Source organism: Rhodoferax antarcticus ANT.BR, from assembly GCF_001938565.1.
GTDB lineage: Bacteria > Pseudomonadota > Gammaproteobacteria > Burkholderiales > Burkholderiaceae_C > Rhodoferax > Rhodoferax antarcticus.
Window position 1 is genome coordinate 27,225 of sequence record NZ_MSYM01000017.1, and the last position, 19,130, is coordinate 46,354.

The 19,130-nt window shown below is 57.1% G+C and carries 16 protein-coding genes and 1 tRNA gene; 10 read left to right on the forward strand and 7 right to left on the reverse strand.

What is annotated here, in order from left to right; all coding sequences use genetic code 11:
• Position 1: 1 nt before the first annotated feature.
• Genes BLL52_RS15040 through lptF form a run of 3 tightly spaced genes read right to left on the reverse strand, consistent with a single transcriptional unit; the run spans position 2 to position 3,183 of the window.
• Positions 2-955: a CysB family HTH-type transcriptional regulator gene (locus BLL52_RS15040; protein ID WP_075587493.1), complete on the reverse strand. Its 954-nt coding sequence runs from the start codon at positions 953-955 to the stop codon at positions 2-4.
• Positions 956-970: 15 nt separating this feature from the next.
• On the reverse strand, positions 971-2,077 hold the full coding sequence (gene lptG / locus BLL52_RS15045) for an LPS export ABC transporter permease LptG (protein ID WP_075587494.1): 1,107 nt from the start codon (positions 2,075-2,077) through the stop codon (positions 971-973).
• Positions 2,074-3,183, reverse strand: coding sequence for an LPS export ABC transporter permease LptF (gene lptF / locus BLL52_RS15050; RefSeq protein ID WP_075587495.1), 1,110 nt, complete (start codon positions 3,181-3,183; stop codon positions 2,074-2,076). Before lptF ends, lptG begins: the two co-directional genes overlap by 4 nt.
• 23 nt (positions 3,184-3,206) lie before the next feature.
• On the opposite strand from lptF, the gene BLL52_RS15055 reads away from it, so the two are divergent.
• From BLL52_RS15055 to BLL52_RS15075, 5 genes are all read left to right on the forward strand, one after another.
• Positions 3,207-4,661, forward strand: coding sequence for a leucyl aminopeptidase (locus BLL52_RS15055; protein ID WP_075587496.1), 1,455 nt, complete (start codon positions 3,207-3,209; stop codon positions 4,659-4,661).
• Positions 4,658-5,092 (forward strand): DNA polymerase III subunit chi, encoded by a 435-nt coding sequence (locus BLL52_RS15060; protein ID WP_075587497.1) that lies wholly within the window; start codon positions 4,658-4,660, stop codon positions 5,090-5,092. Before BLL52_RS15055 ends, BLL52_RS15060 begins: the two co-directional genes overlap by 4 nt.
• Positions 5,089-5,400 (forward strand): hypothetical protein, encoded by a 312-nt coding sequence (locus BLL52_RS20440; protein ID WP_139313414.1) that lies wholly within the window; start codon positions 5,089-5,091, stop codon positions 5,398-5,400. Before BLL52_RS15060 ends, BLL52_RS20440 begins: the two co-directional genes overlap by 4 nt.
• A 124-nt stretch (positions 5,401-5,524) precedes the next feature.
• A complete protein-coding gene (locus BLL52_RS15070; RefSeq protein WP_075587499.1) occupies positions 5,525-6,655 on the forward strand; it encodes a branched-chain amino acid ABC transporter substrate-binding protein in 1,131 nt (376 codons plus the stop codon).
• Positions 6,656-6,759: 104 nt separating this feature from the next.
• Positions 6,760-6,849, forward strand: a tRNA-Ser gene (locus BLL52_RS15075).
• 54 nt (positions 6,850-6,903) lie between these two features.
• Here the strand turns inward: BLL52_RS15075 and BLL52_RS15080 are convergent.
• Together BLL52_RS15080 and BLL52_RS15085 are read right to left on the reverse strand one after the other, a co-directional pair.
• Entirely contained in the window at positions 6,904-7,812 is a 909-nt protein-coding gene (locus BLL52_RS15080) for an SPFH domain-containing protein (RefSeq protein WP_075587683.1), read from the reverse strand.
• Between the two features lie 24 nt (positions 7,813-7,836).
• On the reverse strand, positions 7,837-8,262 hold the full coding sequence (locus BLL52_RS15085) for an NfeD family protein (RefSeq protein ID WP_075587500.1): 426 nt from the start codon (positions 8,260-8,262) through the stop codon (positions 7,837-7,839).
• A gap of 129 nt (positions 8,263-8,391) precedes the next feature.
• Here BLL52_RS15085 and BLL52_RS15090 point away from each other — a divergent pair, with 129 nt between their 5' ends.
• Complete coding sequence (locus BLL52_RS15090; RefSeq protein ID WP_075587684.1) at positions 8,392-10,680, forward strand: arginine/lysine/ornithine decarboxylase; 2,289 nt, start codon at positions 8,392-8,394, stop codon at positions 10,678-10,680.
• 109 nt (positions 10,681-10,789) lie between these two features.
• On the opposite strand, the gene ltrA is transcribed toward BLL52_RS15090, so the two are convergent.
• Together ltrA and fabI are read right to left on the reverse strand one after the other, a co-directional pair.
• A complete protein-coding gene (ltrA, locus tag BLL52_RS15095) occupies positions 10,790-12,157 on the reverse strand; it encodes a group II intron reverse transcriptase/maturase (RefSeq protein ID WP_075587501.1) in 1,368 nt (455 codons plus the stop codon).
• Between the two features lie 452 nt (positions 12,158-12,609).
• On the reverse strand, positions 12,610-13,401 hold the full coding sequence (fabI, locus tag BLL52_RS15105) for an enoyl-ACP reductase FabI (RefSeq protein WP_075587502.1): 792 nt from the start codon (positions 13,399-13,401) through the stop codon (positions 12,610-12,612).
• Positions 13,402-13,526: 125 nt separating this feature from the next.
• On the opposite strand from fabI, the gene BLL52_RS15110 reads away from it, so the two are divergent.
• The 4 genes from BLL52_RS15110 to BLL52_RS15125 are packed head-to-tail and all read left to right on the forward strand — an operon-like array spanning position 13,527 to position 19,019.
• Complete coding sequence (locus BLL52_RS15110) at positions 13,527-15,335, forward strand: extracellular solute-binding protein (protein ID WP_075587503.1); 1,809 nt, start codon at positions 13,527-13,529, stop codon at positions 15,333-15,335.
• Between the two features lie 3 nt (positions 15,336-15,338).
• Entirely contained in the window at positions 15,339-16,373 is a 1,035-nt protein-coding gene (locus BLL52_RS15115) for a microcin C ABC transporter permease YejB (protein ID WP_075587504.1), read from the forward strand.
• Positions 16,339-17,409, forward strand: a complete 1,071-nt coding sequence (locus tag BLL52_RS15120; protein ID WP_173861776.1) for an ABC transporter permease — start codon at positions 16,339-16,341, stop codon at positions 17,407-17,409. Before BLL52_RS15115 ends, BLL52_RS15120 begins: the two co-directional genes overlap by 35 nt.
• The gene (locus BLL52_RS15125; protein ID WP_075587505.1) at positions 17,406-19,019 is read left to right on the forward strand and encodes an ABC transporter ATP-binding protein; all 1,614 of its coding nucleotides are present in this window, start codon (positions 17,406-17,408) and stop codon (positions 19,017-19,019) included. Before BLL52_RS15120 ends, BLL52_RS15125 begins: the two co-directional genes overlap by 4 nt.
• Positions 19,020-19,130: the final 111 nt, after the last annotated feature.

Sequence of the window (19,130 nt, forward strand, 5' to 3'; positions counted from 1 at the left end):
GTCAAAGCTCGTAGTCATTGATATGGCCGGTCATGGCGCGGGCCACCAGGTTGCGGTCGAGCCGACTGCTGAGCAGTTCGGCAAACTGATAGACAAACTGGCGCAGGTAGGCCCCGCGCTTGAAGGCTACACGCGCTACGTTTTGCCCAAACAGGTGCCCCGCAGGTTTGATAACCAGCGCGCTCTTGTTGCCTTCTTCCAGCACATCTCGCACCGACATTTCGGCGGCGATGCCAATACCCAGACCGAGGCGCACATAGGTTTTGATGACGTCAGAGTCAATGGCTTCCAGCGCCACGCGAGGTGCCAGCTTGCGGGTGGCAAAGGCGCGGTCGATTTTGTTTCGGCCGCTGTAAGAAGGGTGGTAAGTCACCAAGGGCTCTTTGGCGATGTCTTCGAGAGTGATGTGTTCTTTGTTCGCCAACACATGACCCGCAGGCAGCACCAGCACATGCTGCCATTCGTAGCAGGGGAGTGTCACCAGATCGTCATGGCTGGCCAGCGACTCGGTGGCGATACCGATCTCGGCCACCTCGTCAAGCACCATGCGGGCCACCTGCTCGGGCGAACCCTGGTGTAGGCTGATGTTGACCTTGGGAAAATTTTGACGCAATTTAGCCACTGGTTCGGGCAAAAAATACCGCGCCTGGGTATGGGTGGTGGCAATCGACAAGGTGCCGCTGTCGCCCAGGCAGTGCTGCTCACCAATGCGTTTGAGGTTGCCAACCTCGCGCATGATCAGGCCGATGCTTTTGAGCACCTGCTGGCCCGCTTCGGTCACGCGTTTGAGCCGCTTGCCGTGCCGGGCAAAGATCTCGATACCAAGCTCGTCTTCCAGCTCAATAATGGCTTTGGACACCCCCGGCTGTGAGGTGTGTAATGCCTTGGCAGCCTCAGTCAGGTTCAGGTCGCGCCGAACAGCCTCCTGGACAAAGCGAAATTGATGCAAATTCATGGCGTTGGTGCCCCCCTACCTTCGAAGAACCAGCCAGGAAAATGCGGTGAGTGACAACATTGAGTAAATCAGGCCCGGCAGCGCTGCGGCCAACCAGGGTTCCCAATTTCGCAAATTACCCATATAACCAAACACGTTGTTGAGCAAAAAGAAACTGATTCCCGCCATCACGCCACCAAAAACATAAGAGGTGATGCCACCCGATCGGAAATGCAGGTAAGCAAAGGGCAGGGCGAGCACCACCATCACCAGACAACTTAGCGGGTAAAACACCTTTCGCCAGAATTCAATCTCATAACGCTGCGCGGTTTGTGCATTGGCATGCAAATGCTGGATGTACTGGAACAAGTCAACCGTGTTCATCCGCTCGGGCTTAAGTAAAGCAGCCGACACCATCTCTGCGCTGATGCTGTTGGGCCAGCGTAAAGACGGCTGGGTGGCGCGCTCAATTTGCCCAGCAGCGCCCGGCTGGGTGGCAAACTCGGTTCGGTTGGCCTCAAACAATAGCCACGAATCGTCATCCTGAATACTGGCCGAGTTGGCCTGCGTCATGGACGCCAAAAACCCCCGGTTGTCAAATTCAAAAATACGCACCTTGCGCAGATTGCCATCTGCTGCGAGTTGGCCGACGTTGACCGCATAGGAGCCTTGGGGATGCTTTTCCTTCAACCAGGCGCCCGTCTGACCCACCGAAATGTCTTGGGTATAGCGCGCTTTCAGAAGCTGGGCGGCGCGGTCAGCTGCCGGCGAAGCATAGTCACCAAGGGCAAAAGTCAGCATCACAAAAGCCAGCCCCAGCGTCAGCAGCATCTTCAAGGCGCGCCACGGATCCAGTCCGCTGGTGCGCAAAATCGTGTATTCGGAGCTTTGCGCCAGCCTGGCCATCACATAAATGGTGCCAATCAGCACAGCAATCGGCATCAACTCATACAGGTGGCCGGGAATCAGCAACAAGACATAGAGCAAAGCGCGCACCAGGCTGTAGCCAGCGCCGGCATACTGCCCCACGGCCTTGACCTCGTCGACAAAGTCAAAGAAAAAGAACAACGACAGAAACCCCAGCACCACAAACCCAATGGCCCGGAGCACCTCACCGTACAGCAACTTGCGTAGCGTCTTCAAGGCACGGCCTCCGGTGTGGCTTGACTGCGCCCAATCAGTTGGCGCCAATGCCAATTGTTGTGCCCTTTGAGCAACCACAGCATCGCCAGCAGGGCCACGCCACCGTGCAGCACCAGCATGAAGCCGACAAAAGGCAGCTGGCCGGAGCCGATCCAGTTTTGCCCAAGATTGAGCAGGTTGTAATAACCCACGAAGGTAAACAAGGCAAAAAACAGGTTCACATTTTTGCTGACCCGAGGGTTGACATTGGAGATGGCTACGCCAATCACCACCAAGTTGATGGTCGCCAGCACCAGCCCTAAACGCCAGGCCAACTCACCCTGGTTGACTGGCGTGGGGTTTTCCAGCAAGGCATGCGTTGGCAAGTTGTCGCTGGGTGTCGACATGGGCACCCCGGCTGCTGATGCACTGATTTGCACACCATAGACCTCAAAATCGCTGATTTTCAGATTCTGGGTACCCACACTGCGCTCCAGCCGCTGCCCGTTGTTGAGGATCAGAAACTGGCCTTGCGGCAGCATTTCTATGCGCCCACTGCGGGCAGAGGTCACGGTTTCCTTGCCACGCTCGGTCGAGGCAATGAACACGTTCGAGCCTGTCGCCTCACCCGTGGTGTTTTTCTCCACAAAGAACACCCGCGAGCCGTTGCTTGACTCCTGAAATTGGCCGGGTTCAATACGGTCCAGGTCACCCCGCTGTTCATATTGGGCTCTGAGGACTTCAATGCGCTGCTGCGTCCAGGGCAAAACCAGCAGCGCCAGCGCCGCTACCACCGCAAAAATTGGCCAGGAAAAGCGCATCAGCGGGGACACCAGACTCGCCACACCTTTGCCACTGCAAAACCAGATCACCATCTCACTTTCCCGGTACATGCGCGACAAGGTGGCAATGATCGCAATAAACAAGCTCATCGCCAATAGCGTGGGCAGGTAGCCAAGCACGGTGTAGCCCATGATCAGCGTCACGTCCGTCGGCGCAAACGTGCCCCGGGAAGCCCGGCCTAGGGTGCGGATCAGCGTCATCGTCATCACCACCGTCGCCAGCACCACCAGCGTGGCGCCAAAACTGCGTGACAACTCTTTGCGTAAAGAGGATTGGAATAACATGTCGCAAAAGGAAACCCGTGATTATGAACTTTGCCCTCAAGCCCCTGGACCTGCATAGCTTCAGTACTGAAAAAACAGATGCGTTGTTGATTTTTGTCACCTCCGCCTTCAAGCCAAACAAAGATGCGGCCTCTGCCTGGATTGCCAAAGTGCTCAAGTCTGGTGATCTGGCACCCAAGTCAGGTGAGGCGCTGGCTATTTTTCAGCCCGATGGGCTGGCTTGCTCTCGCCTGCTGCTGATGCATGTGGGCGACGGCGGGGCTATAGAGGTGCGCAAGGCTTTATCGGGAGCCATGGGGCTGCTGAAAGCTGCCAAGCCCAAAGCCGTGACCCTGTGCTTTTTACACACACCAACGCCACAGTCCTTGCGTGCTGCCATCACCGGGCTGGCCGAAGCGACCTACGTCTATACCGCCACTAAATCCAAAGCAGAAGGCTGCTCTGTGCAGACAGTGAGCTGTGTCGTGCCGAACGAGCCGTCTCTGCGTTTCGACTTCGACCGGGCAGTCGCCGCGGTCGCGGGTATTGAATTGGCCAAAGAGTGGGGCAATCGGCCTGCCAACCACGCCACACCAAGCCACCTGGCAGATGCGGCGCGCGACTTGGCCAAGTTGCCCAATATCAAATGCAAAATTTTGGGCCCCAAAGAAGTCGCCAAGCTGGGCATGGGCGCCTTTCAAGCGGTAGCGCAAGGCTCCGAAGAGCCACTTCGTTTTATCGTCTTGCGCTACGGCGGTGCGGCCAAGTCGACGGCCCCGGTGGTACTGGTCGGCAAGGGCATCACCTTTGACAGCGGCGGCATCTCCATCAAGCCGGCGGCCGAGATGGATGAGATGAAATTTGACATGTGTGGCGCGGCCAGCGTGCTGGGCGTGTTTCGGGCGCTGGCTGACTTGCAGCCCGGTATCAATGTGGTGGGGTTGATTCCGTCCTGCGAAAACTTGCTCAGTGGCCGCGCAGTCAAGCCGGGTGATGTCGTCACCAGCCTGAGCGGCCAAACCATCGAAATCCTCAATACCGACGCTGAAGGCAGACTGGTATTGTGTGACGCGCTCACTTATTCAGAGCGCTTCAAGCCTCAAGCGGTCATTGATATTGCCACTTTGACAGGTGCTTGCGTGATTGCATTGGGCGCGGTACGCAGTGGCCTGTTTTCCGTCGACCAAGCGCTGGCGAAAGCCTTGTTGCAGGCTGGCGAATCCTCGTTGGACTTGTGCTGGCAGATGCCGCTAGACGTTGACTATGCCGAGGGCCTCAAAACCAATTTTGCCGACATCGCCAACGTGGCTGGCCGCCCGGGTGGTGCCATCACAGCAGCCAAGTTTTTGCAGAAATTCACTGCCAAGTTTCCATGGGCTCATCTGGATATTGCAGGCACAGCCTGGAAAGGCGGCAAGGTCAAGGGGGCGACCGGGCGGCCCGTTGGGCTGCTGGTGGACTATCTCATGGCGATTGACGCGCAGGGCGACAAGCCGTGACCCAAGTCGCGTTTCACTTTAATGTGGAGGACCGGCTGCACCACAGCTGTCGGCTGGTGCGCAAGGGCATTGCCGCTGGCACGTCTTTGGTGGTCTCCGGCCCCTGGGATGTGTTGGACCAGTTTGACCGGGCACTTTGGGCGTTGTCTGCCACCGAATTTTTACCGCACTGCCGCGCGAGTGACTCTGATTCTTTGGTGCAAAAGTCATCTGTACTTTTATGCGAGTCTTTAACCGGCATCGCAGCGCGTGATGTACTGGTCAATTTGGGGCAGACTGCGCCCGACGGTTTTGAGGTTTTCCCACGGGTGATTGAGGTGGTCAGCACCGATGAGGCGGAGCGTGGCCCAGCCCGGCTGCGATGGAAACACTATGCCCAAGCGGGCTCGGAACTGGTCAAGCACGATCTTGGTGCAAGGGCTGCACCATGACCACTACTAACCGGCCGCATCCCCGCTTTATTCCAACTTTGACGGAAGTCGTTGACCCTGCTAGCCTCAACAGCACAGCCAGACAGACTAAACCGGACGTAGAAGCCATCATTAGCCAAGTCCAGCGACAGGTACAGCCCATTTTTGAACGTCGATTGCAACAAGAGTTAGAGCATCTGGTGCGCGTGCTCGTTGCCAAACATTGGGACGATATCAGTGTCAAGCTTCAGACCGAGATGGACATGTTCTTGCGGCAGGCGGTTGTTGACGCACTGGCCAGCCAAAACCAGGCTAATCGCCAGAATTGACTGGTTTCTGGTTTTTTTCCGCTTGACATCGGTGAACACCCTAAGACGTTGGCGTAAAAATTGCTGTATCGTTTGTGTTGTTGAACATTTTGATTCACAATTATTTTTTAACCTGGAGTTGTCTATGCAATTGAAATTGAAAATAACTGTGGCTGCTGCAATTGCTGCTGCTGCTGGTGTTGCTCTGGCTCAAGATATGGTCGTCAAGATCGGTCACGTTGCCCCACTGTCTGGTAGCCAGGCCCATTACGGCAAAGATAACGAAAATGGCGTGCGTATGGCCATTGAGGACCTCAATGCCCAAAGCGTTGTCATTGGTGGCAAAAAAGTGAAGTTCGAGATTGCCGCGGAAGATGATGCCGCTGATCCAAAACAGGGCACTGCAGTGGCACAAAAACTTTGCGATGCCAAGGTTGCCGGTGTCGTCGGCCACCTGAATTCAGGCACGACCATCCCCGCTTCCAAGATTTATCACGACTGCGGCATCCCTCACGTCACCGGTGCAGCGACGAACCCCAACCTGACCAAACCTGGCTACAACACCACTTACCGCATCATTGCAAACGACCTCGCTTTGGGTAGTGGTTTGGCTGCGTACGCCGCCGACACTATGAAACTCAAGAAGTTCGCCGTGATTGATGACCGGACAGGTTACGGGCAACCCTTGGCTGAAGTGTTCATCAGAGAGGCCAAAGCCAAAGGCATTGAAATCGTTGACCAACAGTTCACGACCGACAAAGCGTCTGACTTTATGGCTATCCTGACGCAAATCAAGTCCAAGAAGCCTGATGCCATCTTCTTTGGCGGCATGGACCCCCAAGCCGGGGCGATGCTGCGTCAAATGGAATCGTTGGGCCTGTCCAACGTCAAATACTTTGGCGGTGACGGCATCTGTACCAACGAATTGATCAAGATCGCAGCGGGAGCCAAGACGCTGAACAATGTGGTTTGCGCTGAAGGTGGCGCTTCTATTGCCAAAATGCCTGGTGGCACTGCCTGGAAGGCCAAGTACGATGCCAAGTACCCTGGTGAGTTCCAGATCTACAGCCCGTACACCTACGATGCAACCTTCGTTCTGGCTGACGCCATGAAGCGTGCTAACTCTGTGGAGCCGAAGGTCTACATTCCTTTCATCACCTTGACCAACTTTAAAGGCGTGACCGCCAACATCGCATTCGAGAAAACTGGTGAAATGAAGAACCCGTCGATGACCTTGTCCACCTACAAGGACGGCAAGAAAATCGCTCTGAACTGATCAAGCTCACGCTCACTAAAAAGCCATCTTCGGGTGGCTTTTTGTTGCCTGATGGGTTCCCCAGCCCGAAACAAGGGTTTGGCTCGGTTAAACTAGCGGGCTTCGGAGCGGTGGATGAGCGGTTTAAGTCACACGCCTGGAAAGCGTGCGGGGAGTTAAATCCCCCGGGGGTTCGAATCCCCCCTGCTCCGCCAGAAAAACAACCCCGTGTCAGTGATGACACGGGGTTTCGTTTTTTCCGCGGCGCCTTATTTGGTCGTCTGAATCATCTTCATGGCAGACGCCACCAAGGCAGACACTTCGGTCATGTTGCTCGGAACGATCAATGTGGTGGTGGCGTCTGAAGCCACCTTGCCATAGGCCTCCACTGCTTTTTCAGCCACCTTCAGTTGCACCGCTTGCTCACCGCCGGGTTGGCGAATGGCCGCAGCCACCCGCTCAATGGCTTGCGCGTTGGCTTCTGCCACGGCAAGAATCGCCGCAGCCTCGCCCTGCGCGTTATTGATGGCGGCCTGTTTTTCACCCTCGGAACGGGCAATAAAGGCCTCACGTTCGCCGGTGGCAATGTTGATTTGTTCCTGCCTGCGGCCTTCCGAGGCGGCAATCAGCGCGCGCTTTTCTCGCTCGGCGGTGATCTGCTGCTGCATGGCGTGCAAAATTTCCTTAGGCGGTGTCAGGTCCTTGATTTCGTAGCGCAGCACTTTCACGCCCCAATTCAGTGCCGCCTCGTCAATGGCTTGCACCACTTGGGCGTTGATGATGGCGCGTTCTTCAAAGGTTTTGTCCAGTTCCAGTTTGCCAATCACCGAGCGCAGGGTGGTTTGCGCCAGTTGCGAGATAGCCACGATGTAGTTGCTTGAACCGTAACTGGCGCGCATCGCATCGGTCACCTGGAAGTACAGGATGCCGTCCACTTGCAACTGCGTGTTGTCTCGGGTGATACACACCTGGCTGGGAATATCCAGCGGAATCTCCTTCAACACGTGTTTGTAGGCCACTTTGTCGATGAACGGCATCAAAAAATTCAGTCCCGGCGTGAGCGTTCCGTTGTATTTGCCCAGGCGCTCTACGACCCAGGCGTGCTGCTGCGGTACCACTTTGACGGATTGCCAGATAAAAATGGCAGCGATAACGAAGAGAATGACAGCGATTTCCATGACGGACTCCAATCCAACAGTTGTTTAGTTCTTTTTCAAAATCAGGCGACTACCCACCACTTCAGCGATGCGGTAGGTGCCCGCACTGGCAACTTCTCCGGCGGCCAGGCTGGCGTCCCAATGCGCACCCCGATAGTGCACGCTGCAGGTGCCGTCGGCCTTGAAAGCCGCGACCTGCACCTTCTCACCAATATCCATATTCACATCACGGTTAGCACGTGCAGGCGCTACCGAAGGTTGCGCGCGCTTGAAAGCTCGCCAGAGCAGGGTAGACCCGCCGCCCACCAACGCCGCTGCAACCCACTGCCAGGCGGTGGCCACACCGGTGTGCGCTGCCAATGCTGCCGCAGCCAAGCCTGCTGCTAGCATCAGCAGGTAAAAGGTGCCGGTGACAAGCTCTGCTACAACCAATGCACCTGTTGCAAGCCACCATAGCGTTGAGTTTTCCATTCTGCTTGTCCGTAGTGTTGCGACTATGCCATTTTCGGATGAATGCTGGGCATGCTCATCCTATTGGCGCCGTTAGTCCTTACACTTCGCGCCGATTTCTTTAATTTTCCCGAGTCGCTGGAGCCCGCCATGAAGTTTCGCTTTCCCATCATCATCATTGACGAGGATTTCCGCTCTGAAAATACCTCGGGGCTGGGGATCCGGGCCTTGGCGCAAGCCATTGAGTCTGAGGGGCTGGAGGTGTTGGGTGTCACCAGTTACGGTGACCTGAGCCAGTTTGCCCAGCAGCAAAGTCGCGCCAGCGCATTTATTTTGTCGATTGACGACGAAGAGTTCACCCTTGGCCCCGACCTGGACCCGGCCGTGCTGAACCTGCGCCATTTCATCGAAGAAGTGCGGCGTAAGAACCTGGACGTGCCGATCTACATTTATGGCGAAACCAAAACCTCGCGGCACATCCCGAACGACATCCTGCGCGAGCTGCACGGTTTCATCCACATGTTTGAGGACACGCCCGAGTTTGTGGCGCGCCATATCATCCGCGAGGCGAAAAGTTATCTGGAAGGCGTGCAGCCGCCGTTTTTCAAAGCTTTGCTCGACTACGCCGAAGACGGCTCCTATTCCTGGCACTGCCCGGGCCACTCGGGCGGCGTCGCCTTTCTGAAAAGCCCGGTCGGGCAGATGTACCACCAGTTTTATGGTGAAAACATGTTGCGCGCCGACGTCTGCAATGCTGTGGAAGAGCTTGGCCAGTTGCTCGACCACGACGGCGCCATCGGCAAGAGTGAGCGCAATGCGGCGCGTATTTTCAACGCTGACCACTGCTTTTTTGTCACCAACGGCACCAGCACCAGCAACAAAATGGTCTGGCACCACACCGTGGCACCCAACGACGTGGTGGTGGTGGACCGCAATTGTCACAAGTCGATCCTGCACGCCATCATCATGACCGGTTCTATTCCGGTTTTTTTGAAACCCACGCGCAACCATTTCGGCATCATCGGCCCAATTCCCAAAAGCGAGTTTGAGCCTCAGGCCATCAAGGCCAAGATTGCCAGCAACCCGCTGGTCAAAGCGCATTTGCCTGACGCGGATGTCAATGTGATCAAGCCACGGGTGATGACACTGACCCAATCCACCTATGACGGGGTGCTCTACAACACCCAGACCATCAAGACCATGCTGGACGGCTATGTGGAAAATCTCCACTTTGACGAAGCCTGGCTGCCCCATGCGGCGTTTCACCCGTTTTATGGCACTTACCACGCTATGGGCAAAAAACGCGTACGGCCCAGGGAGGCAATGGTGTATTCGACCCAGTCGATTCACAAGTTGCTAGCTGGTATCAGCCAAGCCAGCCATGTGCTGGTTCAGGACTCGCAAACCGTGAAGTTGGACAAACACCTGTTCAACGAGGCGTACCTGATGCACACCAGTACCAGCCCGCAGTACAGCATCATTGCCAGCTGCGACGTGGCCGCGGCCATGATGGAGCCGCCCGGTGGCACCGCGCTGGTCGAAGAAAGCATTGCCGAGGCGCTGGATTTCCGCCGCGCCATGCGCAAGGTTGACGATGAATACGGCACCGATTGGTGGTTCAAGGTTTGGGGCCCGGACAAACTGGCCGAAGAAGGCATTGGCCGAGCGGATGACTGGATCATCAAGGGCGAATCGCGCACCAACAAGGGCGGTGCAAACTGGCACGGCTTCGGCAAGATGGCTGCCCGCTTCAACATGCTGGATCCGATCAAGTCAACCATCGTCACGCCCGGCATGGATCTGAACGGCAGGTTCGCCAAAACCGGTATCCCCGCCTCGGTGGTGACCAAGTTTCTGGCCGAGCATGGTGTGGTGGTGGAAAAAACCGGGCTCTACAGCTTTTTCATCATGTTCACCATCGGCATCACCAAGGGCCGCTGGAACACCATGCTGACCGCGCTGCAGCAGTTCAAGGACGATTACGACAAAAACCAGCCCATGTGGCGCGTCTTGCCCGAGTTTTGCCAAAAGCATCCCCGCTACGAAAACATGGGGCTGGCCGACCTGTGCCAGCATGTGCATCAGCTGTATGCCAAATACGACATTGCCCGCCTGACCACCGACATGTATTTGAGCGACTTGATGCCAGCCATGAAGCCCAGTGACGCCTACGCCCACATTGCGCTGCGCAAAACCGAGCGGGTGGAGATTGACCTGCTGGAAGGCCGCATCACCGTGGGTCTGGTAACACCTTACCCGCCAGGCATTCCGTTGCTCATCCCGGGCGAGGTGTTCAACAAGAAGATCGTGGACTACCTAAAGTTCTCACGCGAGTTCAACGCGCGCTGCCCGGGGTTTGAGACCGACATCCACGGCTTGGTGGAAGAAACCAGCGCGGATGGCCAGGTGCACTACTTTGCAGATTGCGTCAAGGCCTGAAGCAACCTTGATTTACTATTAATCGGCATAGGGGGCAGCCATCGCTGACTGCGCCCCTGCCACACCACCCGGCATGCGGGTCCGCACCGGGCGGTTCGAGAAGTTGAGGTCATGAGAATCGGGGTACTCCGAGACGGTCAAAGTAGGCGCTTGTGAGAATGCTTTTCAGCGCTCGCCCACTGTTGCGCCACCATCTACTGGCATTTGCCGCCACTTGTCTTGCAACCTTTACCGTTGCCCCCAGCGCCTGCAGTTCTCGATAAATTGTGGTTCCTCTTTTCCAGTGTTTGAGTTGTATCGCCCTCAAGCGTCGGCGCACCCACTCGTCAAGCTCTCGCCAGACTTTTGGTTCCTGCGCCAACTTAAAGTACGCTTTCCATCCCAGCAGGTAAGGCCGCAGTTTTTCAACCACTTGCCCCATACTGCGTCCACTGCTGCGTTGCGTCAGTTGCCTGACACGTTGCTTGAATTTGACCAACGCAATATCCGCCACCCGCCGCCGGACTTCGCCCTTTCGCGTCTCCCATAGGCTGTAGCCCAGAAACTTGCGCCCATACACAATAGCCACCGCGCTTTTGGTCTCATTGACCTTGAGCCCGAGTTTTGCATACAGTCGCTGCAACAGGACCATGACCCGCTCGCCCGCCTTGAGACTGCCAACATAGACGTTGCAATCGTCGGCGTAGCGCGCAAAACTGTGGCCTCTGCGCTCCAGTTCCTTGTCTACCTCATCAAGCAAGACGTTGGCCAGAAGCGGACTCAATGGCCCGCCTTGCGGCGTGCCCTGTTGACGCTCCTGCACTACGCCCTCGCTCATGATCCCGCTGTTCAAATACGCACGGATCAGCCGGATGACTCCAGCATCAGGGATGCGTTTTTGTAAGCGATCTATGAGTATGTCGTGGTTGACCCGGTCGAAGAATTTCTCCAAGTCCACATCCACCACGATGGGCTTGCCCGATTGCACATGCCCCGCAGCGGCCAATACCGCTTGGTGGGCGCTGCGCCCGGGACGAAATCCGTAGCTGCTTTCACTGAAGTTGGCATCCAGTAGCGGCTGCAATACTTGTAGCAGTGCTTGCTGGATTAGCCGATCCGTCACCGTCGGAATGCCCAGCTCGCGCTGGCCTCCATCGGGCTTGGGTATCGTCACCCGGCGTACCGCTTCGGGGCGGTACGTGCCTGCAAGTAGCTGCGCTTTGATGCCGGGCCAGGCACTCTTGAGGTGTTCGACGGTCTGTTTGATGTCCATCCCATCTACACCCGCAGCACCTTTGTTGGCCCGCACGCGTTTGAGCGCTCTTTGCAGGTTCTCTTTTGTCAGCGCGTCTTTTAGTAGTGCTGACCCCGTGTCTTGGGTGTCATGTCGCGGGTCGCAGGCTTCGTCGCTGGCAGCATCAAGCGCGGTTTCACCGCGCCCTACGGCTTCCCGCCCCACTTGCGTGGGCATCTGACGCATGACCTTTGGCATCGACATGTCCTTTAACACTCCTTCTCGTTTGGCCCTTCGCCTTCGGTCTTCTCCCGTTGTGGGTTTCGCCTACGACTACTACGGCCTCTGCTGACTTCTCGCTCCAGTTTGCACTGTCGCCCTTTCAGGCATGAGGCGAGATCTCCCCAGGTAAGAACGCATTCCTTCATTGCACAACCGCCGGATTTACGCCACACAGACTTTGGTCATAAGGGCTTTGCAGAAAATTGCCTGCTCGCCCTGCTGTATGTCGCCTTCTATCCGGTTCTTGTCCATCGGCTCACAATTTATGCTCCACGCTTCCTTCCCACACTCGGTCGCCCTTGTGCAGTTGCGCTTCACTTCGTTCGTCATGACCAACTTACGACGGGACTTTCACCCGCAGGAATGCGCCCATGCTGGGCGCACAATAAATAGCTTCTAGCGCTTATCTATCAAGGGCTAGAGGTCATTTTCTCTTAAGAACCAGTCTCAACCACGGCCACGGCCGTCTGACTGACACCGCAGTCCACATAAGAGATTTGTCCGGTCATGCCTGAGGCCAGATCGCTGAGCAGGAAGGCGGCTACGTTGCCAATCTCGTCGATGGTCACATTGCGCTTGAGCGGTGAGGCTGCGGCCGAAATACCCAGCAGCTTGCCAAAGTCCTTGATGCCGCTGGCGGCCAGCGTCTTGACGGCGCCTGCACTCAGCCCGTTGACACGAATGCCGCGCGCACCCACGGCGTCGGCCAGGTAGCGCACCGACGATTCGAGCGATGCCTTGGCCAGGCCCATGGTGTTGTAGCTGGGCACCACGCGCACACCGCCCAAATACGTCATCGTCAGCAGCGACGAGGTGTTGTTCAGGTAGGGCAGGGCCGCTTTGGCCATCGCCGGGAAACTGTAGGCGCTGATGTCGTGCGCAATGCGAAAGTTTTCACGCGTCAAGCCGTCCAGGAAATTGCCGGCGATAGCTTCGCGCGGGGCGTAACCAATGCTGTGCACAAAGCCGTCAAACTTGGGCCAGTGCGCGGTCAGGTCAGCAAACAGCTTGTCGATCTGGGCATCGTCACCCACGTCGCAGTCAAAAATCAGTTTGGAATCAAAATCAGCGGCAAATTCGGTGATGCGATCTTTGAAACGCTCACCCACATAGCTGAAAGCCAGTTCGGCACCTTGCGCGTGACAAGCCTTGGCAATGCCGTAGGCGATGGAGCGGTTGGACAACACGCCGGTGATCAATAATTTTTTGCCTGTCAAAAATCCCATATCGACCTCTTTGTATTTAGCTACTGGAAAGCACTGCCAAGAGCCCCTACTTTTACAAGCTCGCCCTTTCAAAGCCATCAACCCGGCAAATGAAACTGCAGTGACAGATGATGCAGAATTGTCGCATGCGTCGACTTCTGTTTTTGGTGTTTGTGGCCTGGGTGAACCCGTTGTGGGCTGCGCATGGCTACGCCCTATGGGGCGATTTGAAGTATCCGCTAGGCTTTGATCACTTTGACTACGTGAATGCGGCAGCGCCCAAAGGCGGTGAACTTCGGCTGGTGAGCAATTTGCGCGTGTCCACCTTTGACAAATACAACCCGTTCACCATCAAAGGCTCTGCGCCCGCCTATTTATCTGAGCTGATGTTCGACAGTCTGCTGACTGGTGCGCTGGACGAAACCGGCTCAGGCTACGGTCTGCTGGCTCAGGACGTGGTGGTGGCCCCGGATGGGCGCAGCGCCACCTTCACCCTTCGGCGGCAAGCCCGCTTCCACAATGGCGACCCCGTGCTGGCGCAGGATGTCAAATTCAGCTTCGACGCGTTAATGGGCCCCTACACCTCGCCGGCCTATAAAACGATGCTTGACGATGTGGCAGGACTGGACGTGCTGGACGATCACACCGTGCGCTACCGCTTCAAGAAGCCCAACCGTGAACTGCCGCTGACAGTAGGCGGCTTGCCAGTCTTTAGCCGGGCCTGGGGCGCAGAGAACGGCAAAGCCAAGCGTTTTGATGCGATCGTGACCGACATACCTATCGGCAGCGGCCCCTACAAGATCGGGCCAGTGCGGTTTGGCAAAGACATCACCTATGTACGCGACCCGGCCTACTGGGCTAGAGACTTGAATGTGCGCCGGGGTACCGCCAACTTCGACCGCATCACCGTCAAGATTTACAAAGACGCGACAGCGCGGCTGGAGGCCTTGAAAGCTGGTGAATTTGACTTGATGCGTTTCTTTTCGGCGGGCGACTGGGCGCGACGAGTGAATGGCAAGCGCTTTGACACCGGTGAACTGGTCAAGAAAGAATACCGTCACCGCCTGCCCACCGGCTTTCAGAGCTATGTGCTCAACACCCGACGCGATCTGTTCAAGGATGTGCGTGTGCGCCAGGCACTGGGCTTGGCCATGGACTTTGAGTGGATGAACCGTCAACTGTTTTACAACGCTTACCAGCGGGTGAATGGCTTGTTTGGCAACACCGATTGCGCCGCCAGCGGTGTAACCAGCCCAGAAGAATTGGCCTTGCTGGAACCCTGGCGTGCTCAGCTGCCCCAAGCTGTGTTGGGCCCGATGACCGTGCCGCCGAGCACCGATCCACCTTCGTCTCTGCGCGCCAACTTGCGCCAGGCACAAGCCTTGCTGAAGGCGGCAGGCTGGGAATTTCGTGATGGCGCCTTGCGCAACGCACAGGGCGAACCCTTTGAAATGGAGTTCCTGGACAGCAACGAAGGCAGCGCACGCGTGGTCACGCCATGGGCACGCAACCTGGAAAAACTCGGCATCACACTGAAGTTCAGGCCAGTGGACTTTGCCTTGTACCAGCAGCGCTTGCAAAAATTCGAGTTCGATATGACCTCGCTGGCCTACGGCGGCACGCACAACCCAGGGCAGGAATACGCCGACCTGTTTGGCTCCAAAGCCGCCGACCAAGAAGATTCTGGCAACATGTCCGGCATCAAAAGCCCAGCAGTAGATGCATTAATCAACCACATGACCGCTGCCAAAACCAAGGCGCAACTGCTGCCAGCCTGCCGTGCGCTGGAGCGCGTGATTGCCCACAGCCATGTGCTGATCCCGCAATGGTCCGCCCCGACACACCGCATGGTGTTCAACCACTGGCGGCTCAATCAACCTGCCACCATGCCGCCTTACGCCCAAGGCGAAGGTTGGGCCATTGACACCTGGTGGGCCAAGCCTACTGCGCGCTGAACTATGCTGAGTTACATCCTTAAGCGCCTGTTGCTGATGATTCCGACACTCTTTGGGGTGCTGCTGATCACTTTTATGGTCGTCCAGTTTGTGCCTGGCGGCCCGGTGGAGCAGTATCTGGCCGAGGCCAAAGCCGGTTCGGGCAAAGGCGCGGTGGCCGAGGGTGGCGGCTTGAGTTACCGGGGTGCGCAGGGTGTGGACCCGAAGCGCATTGAACAAATCAAGGCGCTCTATGGCTTTGACAAACCCGCGCATGAACGCTTTTTACAGATGTTGGGGCAATTTGCCCGCTTTGATCTTGGCAAAAGTTTTTTCCAGAACAAAAGTGTTTCGGACCTCATTTGGGAGAAGTTGCCGGTGTCGATCAGTCTGGGGCTGTGGACGTTTTTTATCAGTTACCTGATCGCTGTGCCGCTGGGTGTGGCCAAAGCGGTGCGTGCCGGCTCCAGGTTTGATCTGATCACCACGCTGCTGGTGCTGGTGGGCTACGCGATTCCCGGGTTTGTGCTGGGCCTGGCGTTACTGGTGATTTTTGGTGGTCAGTTGCAATGGTTTCCACTGCGTGGCCTGACCAGCAGCAACTGGGACGAGCTCACCTGGGGTGCGCGCATCGTGGACTATCTCTGGCACATCGCCATGCCGGTCACCGCCATGGTGCTGGGCAGTTTTGCGGTGACCACCATGCTGACCAAAAACGCGTTTCTGGAAGAAATCCGAAAGCAATACGTGGTTACCGCACGGGCCAAGGGCTTGAGCGAGCGCCAGGTGCTGTGGAAACACGTGTTCCGAAACGCGCTTATCCCGATCGTCACCGGGTTTCCGGCGGCGTTTATCGGCGCTTTTTTCACCGGGGCGCTGTTGATCGAAACCCTGTTCTCGCTGGACGGCCTGGGGCTACTGAGTTATGAGAGCGTCATCCGTCGCGACTACCCGGTGGTGCTGGGCACCTTGTATTTCTTTACGCTGATCGGCCTGGTGACCAAGCTGATTTCAGACCTGACCTATGTTTGGGTGGACCCGCGTGTCAAATTTGACTGATCCTGCCGTCAAGTCGCCCAGCCCCGGCAAGCGCGCCTGGCTGCGCTTCAAACGTAATCGGCTGGGTTTCTGGAGCCTGGTTGTTTTTTGTGTGCTGGTGCTGCTAAGCCTTTTTGCCGAGGTCATCAGCAACGATCGCCCGCTGCTGGTTAGCTACCAAGGCGAGTTTTATGTGCCGGTGCTGAAAGACTATTCCGAAAAAACCTTTGGTGGCGACTTTGAGGCCAATACTGACTACCTGGACCCATCCATCCGCGAGCGTCTGAGCACGAATGGCAACTGGGCGCTGTTTGCGCCCAATCCCTACGGTCCTAAAACGCTGAATTACTTTGCCAAATCGCCCAACCCTTCTGGCCCCACGCGGGAGAACTGGCTGGGTACCGACGACCGCGGGCGTGATTTACTGGCGCAACTCATCTACGGCTTTCGCGTCAGTGTGTTGTTTGCGCTGGCGCTGACCACCATTGGCACCGTGCTAGGCATCGTCACCGGGGCGATTCAGGGGTTTTTTGGTGGCAAAACCGATCTGGCCTTTCAACGATTCATTGAAATCTGGGGCTCGATGCCAGAGTTGTACCTGCTGATCATCTTCAGCGCGGTGTTCGCGCCCAGCCTAGCGCTGCTGCTGGTGTTGTTGAGCCTGTTTGGCTGGATGGGCCTGTCGGACTATGTGCGTGCCGAGTTTCTGCGCAACCGCCAGCTCGATTACGTGCGTGCCGCGCGCTCGCTGGGTGTTGGCAACTGGCACATCATCACGCGGCATCTGCTGCCCAACAGCATGACCCCAGTCGTGACTTTTTTGCCGTTTCGTATGAGCGGCGCGATTTTGGCGCTGACCTCGCTCGATTTTCTGGGCCTGGGCGTGCCGCCAGGCACACCGTCGCTGGGGGAGTTGCTGTCGCAGGGCAAAAACAACATTGACGCGTGGTGGATTTCGCTGTTCACCTTTGCGGTGCTGGTGATCACGCTGCTGCTGCTGACCTTCATGGGTGATGCCCTGCGCGACGCGTTAGACCCGCGCAAGGCTGATGTATGAGTAACACTGCAGCGCCCTTGCTCAGCGTGCAAAACCTCTCGGTACGGTTTGGTGACCAGACGGTGGTGCATGACATCAGTTTTGACATCGCGCGCGGCGAAAAGCTGGCGCTGGTGGGCGAATCCGGCTCTGGCAAAACGGTTTCCGCGCTGAGTCTGCTGCGCCTAGTCGCTAATGCCAAAATCAGTGGTCAGGCCTTATTCGACGGGCGGGAGCTGCTCTCATTACCAGAGCGAGCGTTGCGGGCGATCCGGGGTCAGGACATCGCCATGATTTTTCAGGAGCCGATGACGGCGCTGAACCCTTTGATGAGCGTGGGTGACCAGATTGCCGAAGTTATTGCATTAAAACAGGGTCTAACCCAGGTCCAATGTGCGCAGATAGCTATTGAATTGCTAGCGGAAACCGGCATTGACGATTCCCAGCGGCGTGCTCAGGCTTACCCGCACCAGCTCAGCGGCGGGCAACGTCAGCGCGTCATGATTGCCATGGCGCTCGCCTGCCAGCCCAAATTGCTGCTGGCTGACGAGCCCACCACCGCGCTGGACGTGAGCCTGCGCGGCCAGATTCTGGATCTGCTGGACGGCTTGCAACAGCAGCGCGGCATGGCAGTGCTGATGATCACCCACGATCTGAACCTGGTACGCCGTTTTTCCGACCGGGTGGTGGTGATGGAGCAAGGGCGCATCGTGGAAGAAGGCGCCACGCAAACGCTGTTTGACCACCCGCAACACCCTTACACCCGCCGCCTGATGGCCAGCCGCCCCGAGCGTGACCCGCAGGCAAATGCGCCAGCGCCTGCCGGATCGCCTGCCGTCATGCTGGCCAATGGCCTACGTGTCAGCTACCCGACGCCTTTGCCGGGTCTGCGCGGCTGGTTCAAACGCGGCGAATTCGTCGCAGTGCAGGGCGCAGACTTTGCGCTGGCAGCGGGTCAGACCCTGGGTGTCATGGGCGAATCAGGCTCAGGCAAGTCGACACTGGCACTGGCAGCGCTGGGTTTGCTGCCGTTTCAGGGCTCTTTTTCGGTGGTCGGCAGCGCGTGGGGCAGAGATGCAGCCAGTAACAAAGCCTTGCGTCGACACATCCAGGTGGTGTTTCAGGACCCGTTTTCGTCGCTATCACCGCGTATGACGGTAGAAGAAATCGTCGGCGAGGGTCTGGGCGTGTTCGAACCGCAACTGCCGCCCGACCACCGCCGCCAGCGCGTGGTGCAGGCGCTGCATGATGTCGGGCTGGATGTGGACACGGCTGGGTCGATTACCGCACTGCTGGGGCGGTATCCGCACGAATTCTCAGGCGGCCAGCGTCAGCGTCTGGCGATTGCGCGGGCGCTGATCGTTCAGCCACAAATTTTGGTGCTGGATGAGCCCACCAGTGCACTGGATGTCACGGTGCAAAAACAGGTGCTACAACTGCTGCAAAAGCTGCAGCGCGAGCGCGGTTTGAGCTATCTGCTGATCACCCATGACGTGGCGGTGATTCGCGCCATGGCGCATAGGGTGATGGTGATGAAAGGCGGCCAGGTTGTTGAGTCGGGGAGCGTGGAACAAGTTCTTGCCCAACCAAAACATGCGTACACCCAAATATTGGTGAGTGCCGCTGGTTAAATCGTTCAAAATCAAAGCTTTTTAGCCTATTTTCGGATACAATCCGACGCTTCACGACCAAACGGGCGAGTCACTTCCGCCCGTTTTTTTTGGTCGATCGTTTTTGGATGG

Excerpts from the sequence above, each read along its gene's own strand:
- BLL52_RS15110 (WP_075587503.1), top strand. The coding sequence starts at position 13,527 with ATGCGTCGACTTCTGTTTTTGGTGTTTGTGGCCTGGGTGAACCCGTTG.
- BLL52_RS15070 (WP_075587499.1), top strand. The coding sequence starts at position 5,525 with ATGCAATTGAAATTGAAAATAACTGTGGCTGCTGCAATTGCTGCTGCT.
- BLL52_RS15085 (WP_075587500.1), bottom strand. The coding sequence starts at position 8,262 with ATGGAAAACTCAACGCTATGGTGGCTTGCAACAGGTGCATTGGTTGTA.
- BLL52_RS20440 (WP_139313414.1), top strand. The coding sequence starts at position 5,089 with ATGACCACTACTAACCGGCCGCATCCCCGCTTTATTCCAACTTTGACG.
- BLL52_RS15090 (WP_075587684.1), top strand. The coding sequence starts at position 8,392 with ATGAAGTTTCGCTTTCCCATCATCATCATTGACGAGGATTTCCGCTCT.
- BLL52_RS15120 (WP_173861776.1), top strand. The coding sequence starts at position 16,339 with ATGTTTGGGTGGACCCGCGTGTCAAATTTGACTGATCCTGCCGTCAAG.
- BLL52_RS15125 (WP_075587505.1), top strand. The coding sequence starts at position 17,406 with ATGAGTAACACTGCAGCGCCCTTGCTCAGCGTGCAAAACCTCTCGGTA.
- BLL52_RS15040 (WP_075587493.1), bottom strand. The coding sequence starts at position 955 with ATGAATTTGCATCAATTTCGCTTTGTCCAGGAGGCTGTTCGGCGCGAC.
- fabI (WP_075587502.1), bottom strand. The coding sequence starts at position 13,401 with ATGGGATTTTTGACAGGCAAAAAATTATTGATCACCGGCGTGTTGTCC.
- lptF (WP_075587495.1), bottom strand. The coding sequence starts at position 3,183 with ATGTTATTCCAATCCTCTTTACGCAAAGAGTTGTCACGCAGTTTTGGC.
- ltrA (WP_075587501.1), bottom strand. The coding sequence starts at position 12,157 with ATGTCGATGCCAAAGGTCATGCGTCAGATGCCCACGCAAGTGGGGCGG.
- BLL52_RS15080 (WP_075587683.1), bottom strand. The coding sequence starts at position 7,812 with ATGGAAATCGCTGTCATTCTCTTCGTTATCGCTGCCATTTTTATCTGG.
- BLL52_RS15055 (WP_075587496.1), top strand. The coding sequence starts at position 3,207 with ATGAACTTTGCCCTCAAGCCCCTGGACCTGCATAGCTTCAGTACTGAA.
- BLL52_RS15115 (WP_075587504.1), top strand. The coding sequence starts at position 15,339 with ATGCTGAGTTACATCCTTAAGCGCCTGTTGCTGATGATTCCGACACTC.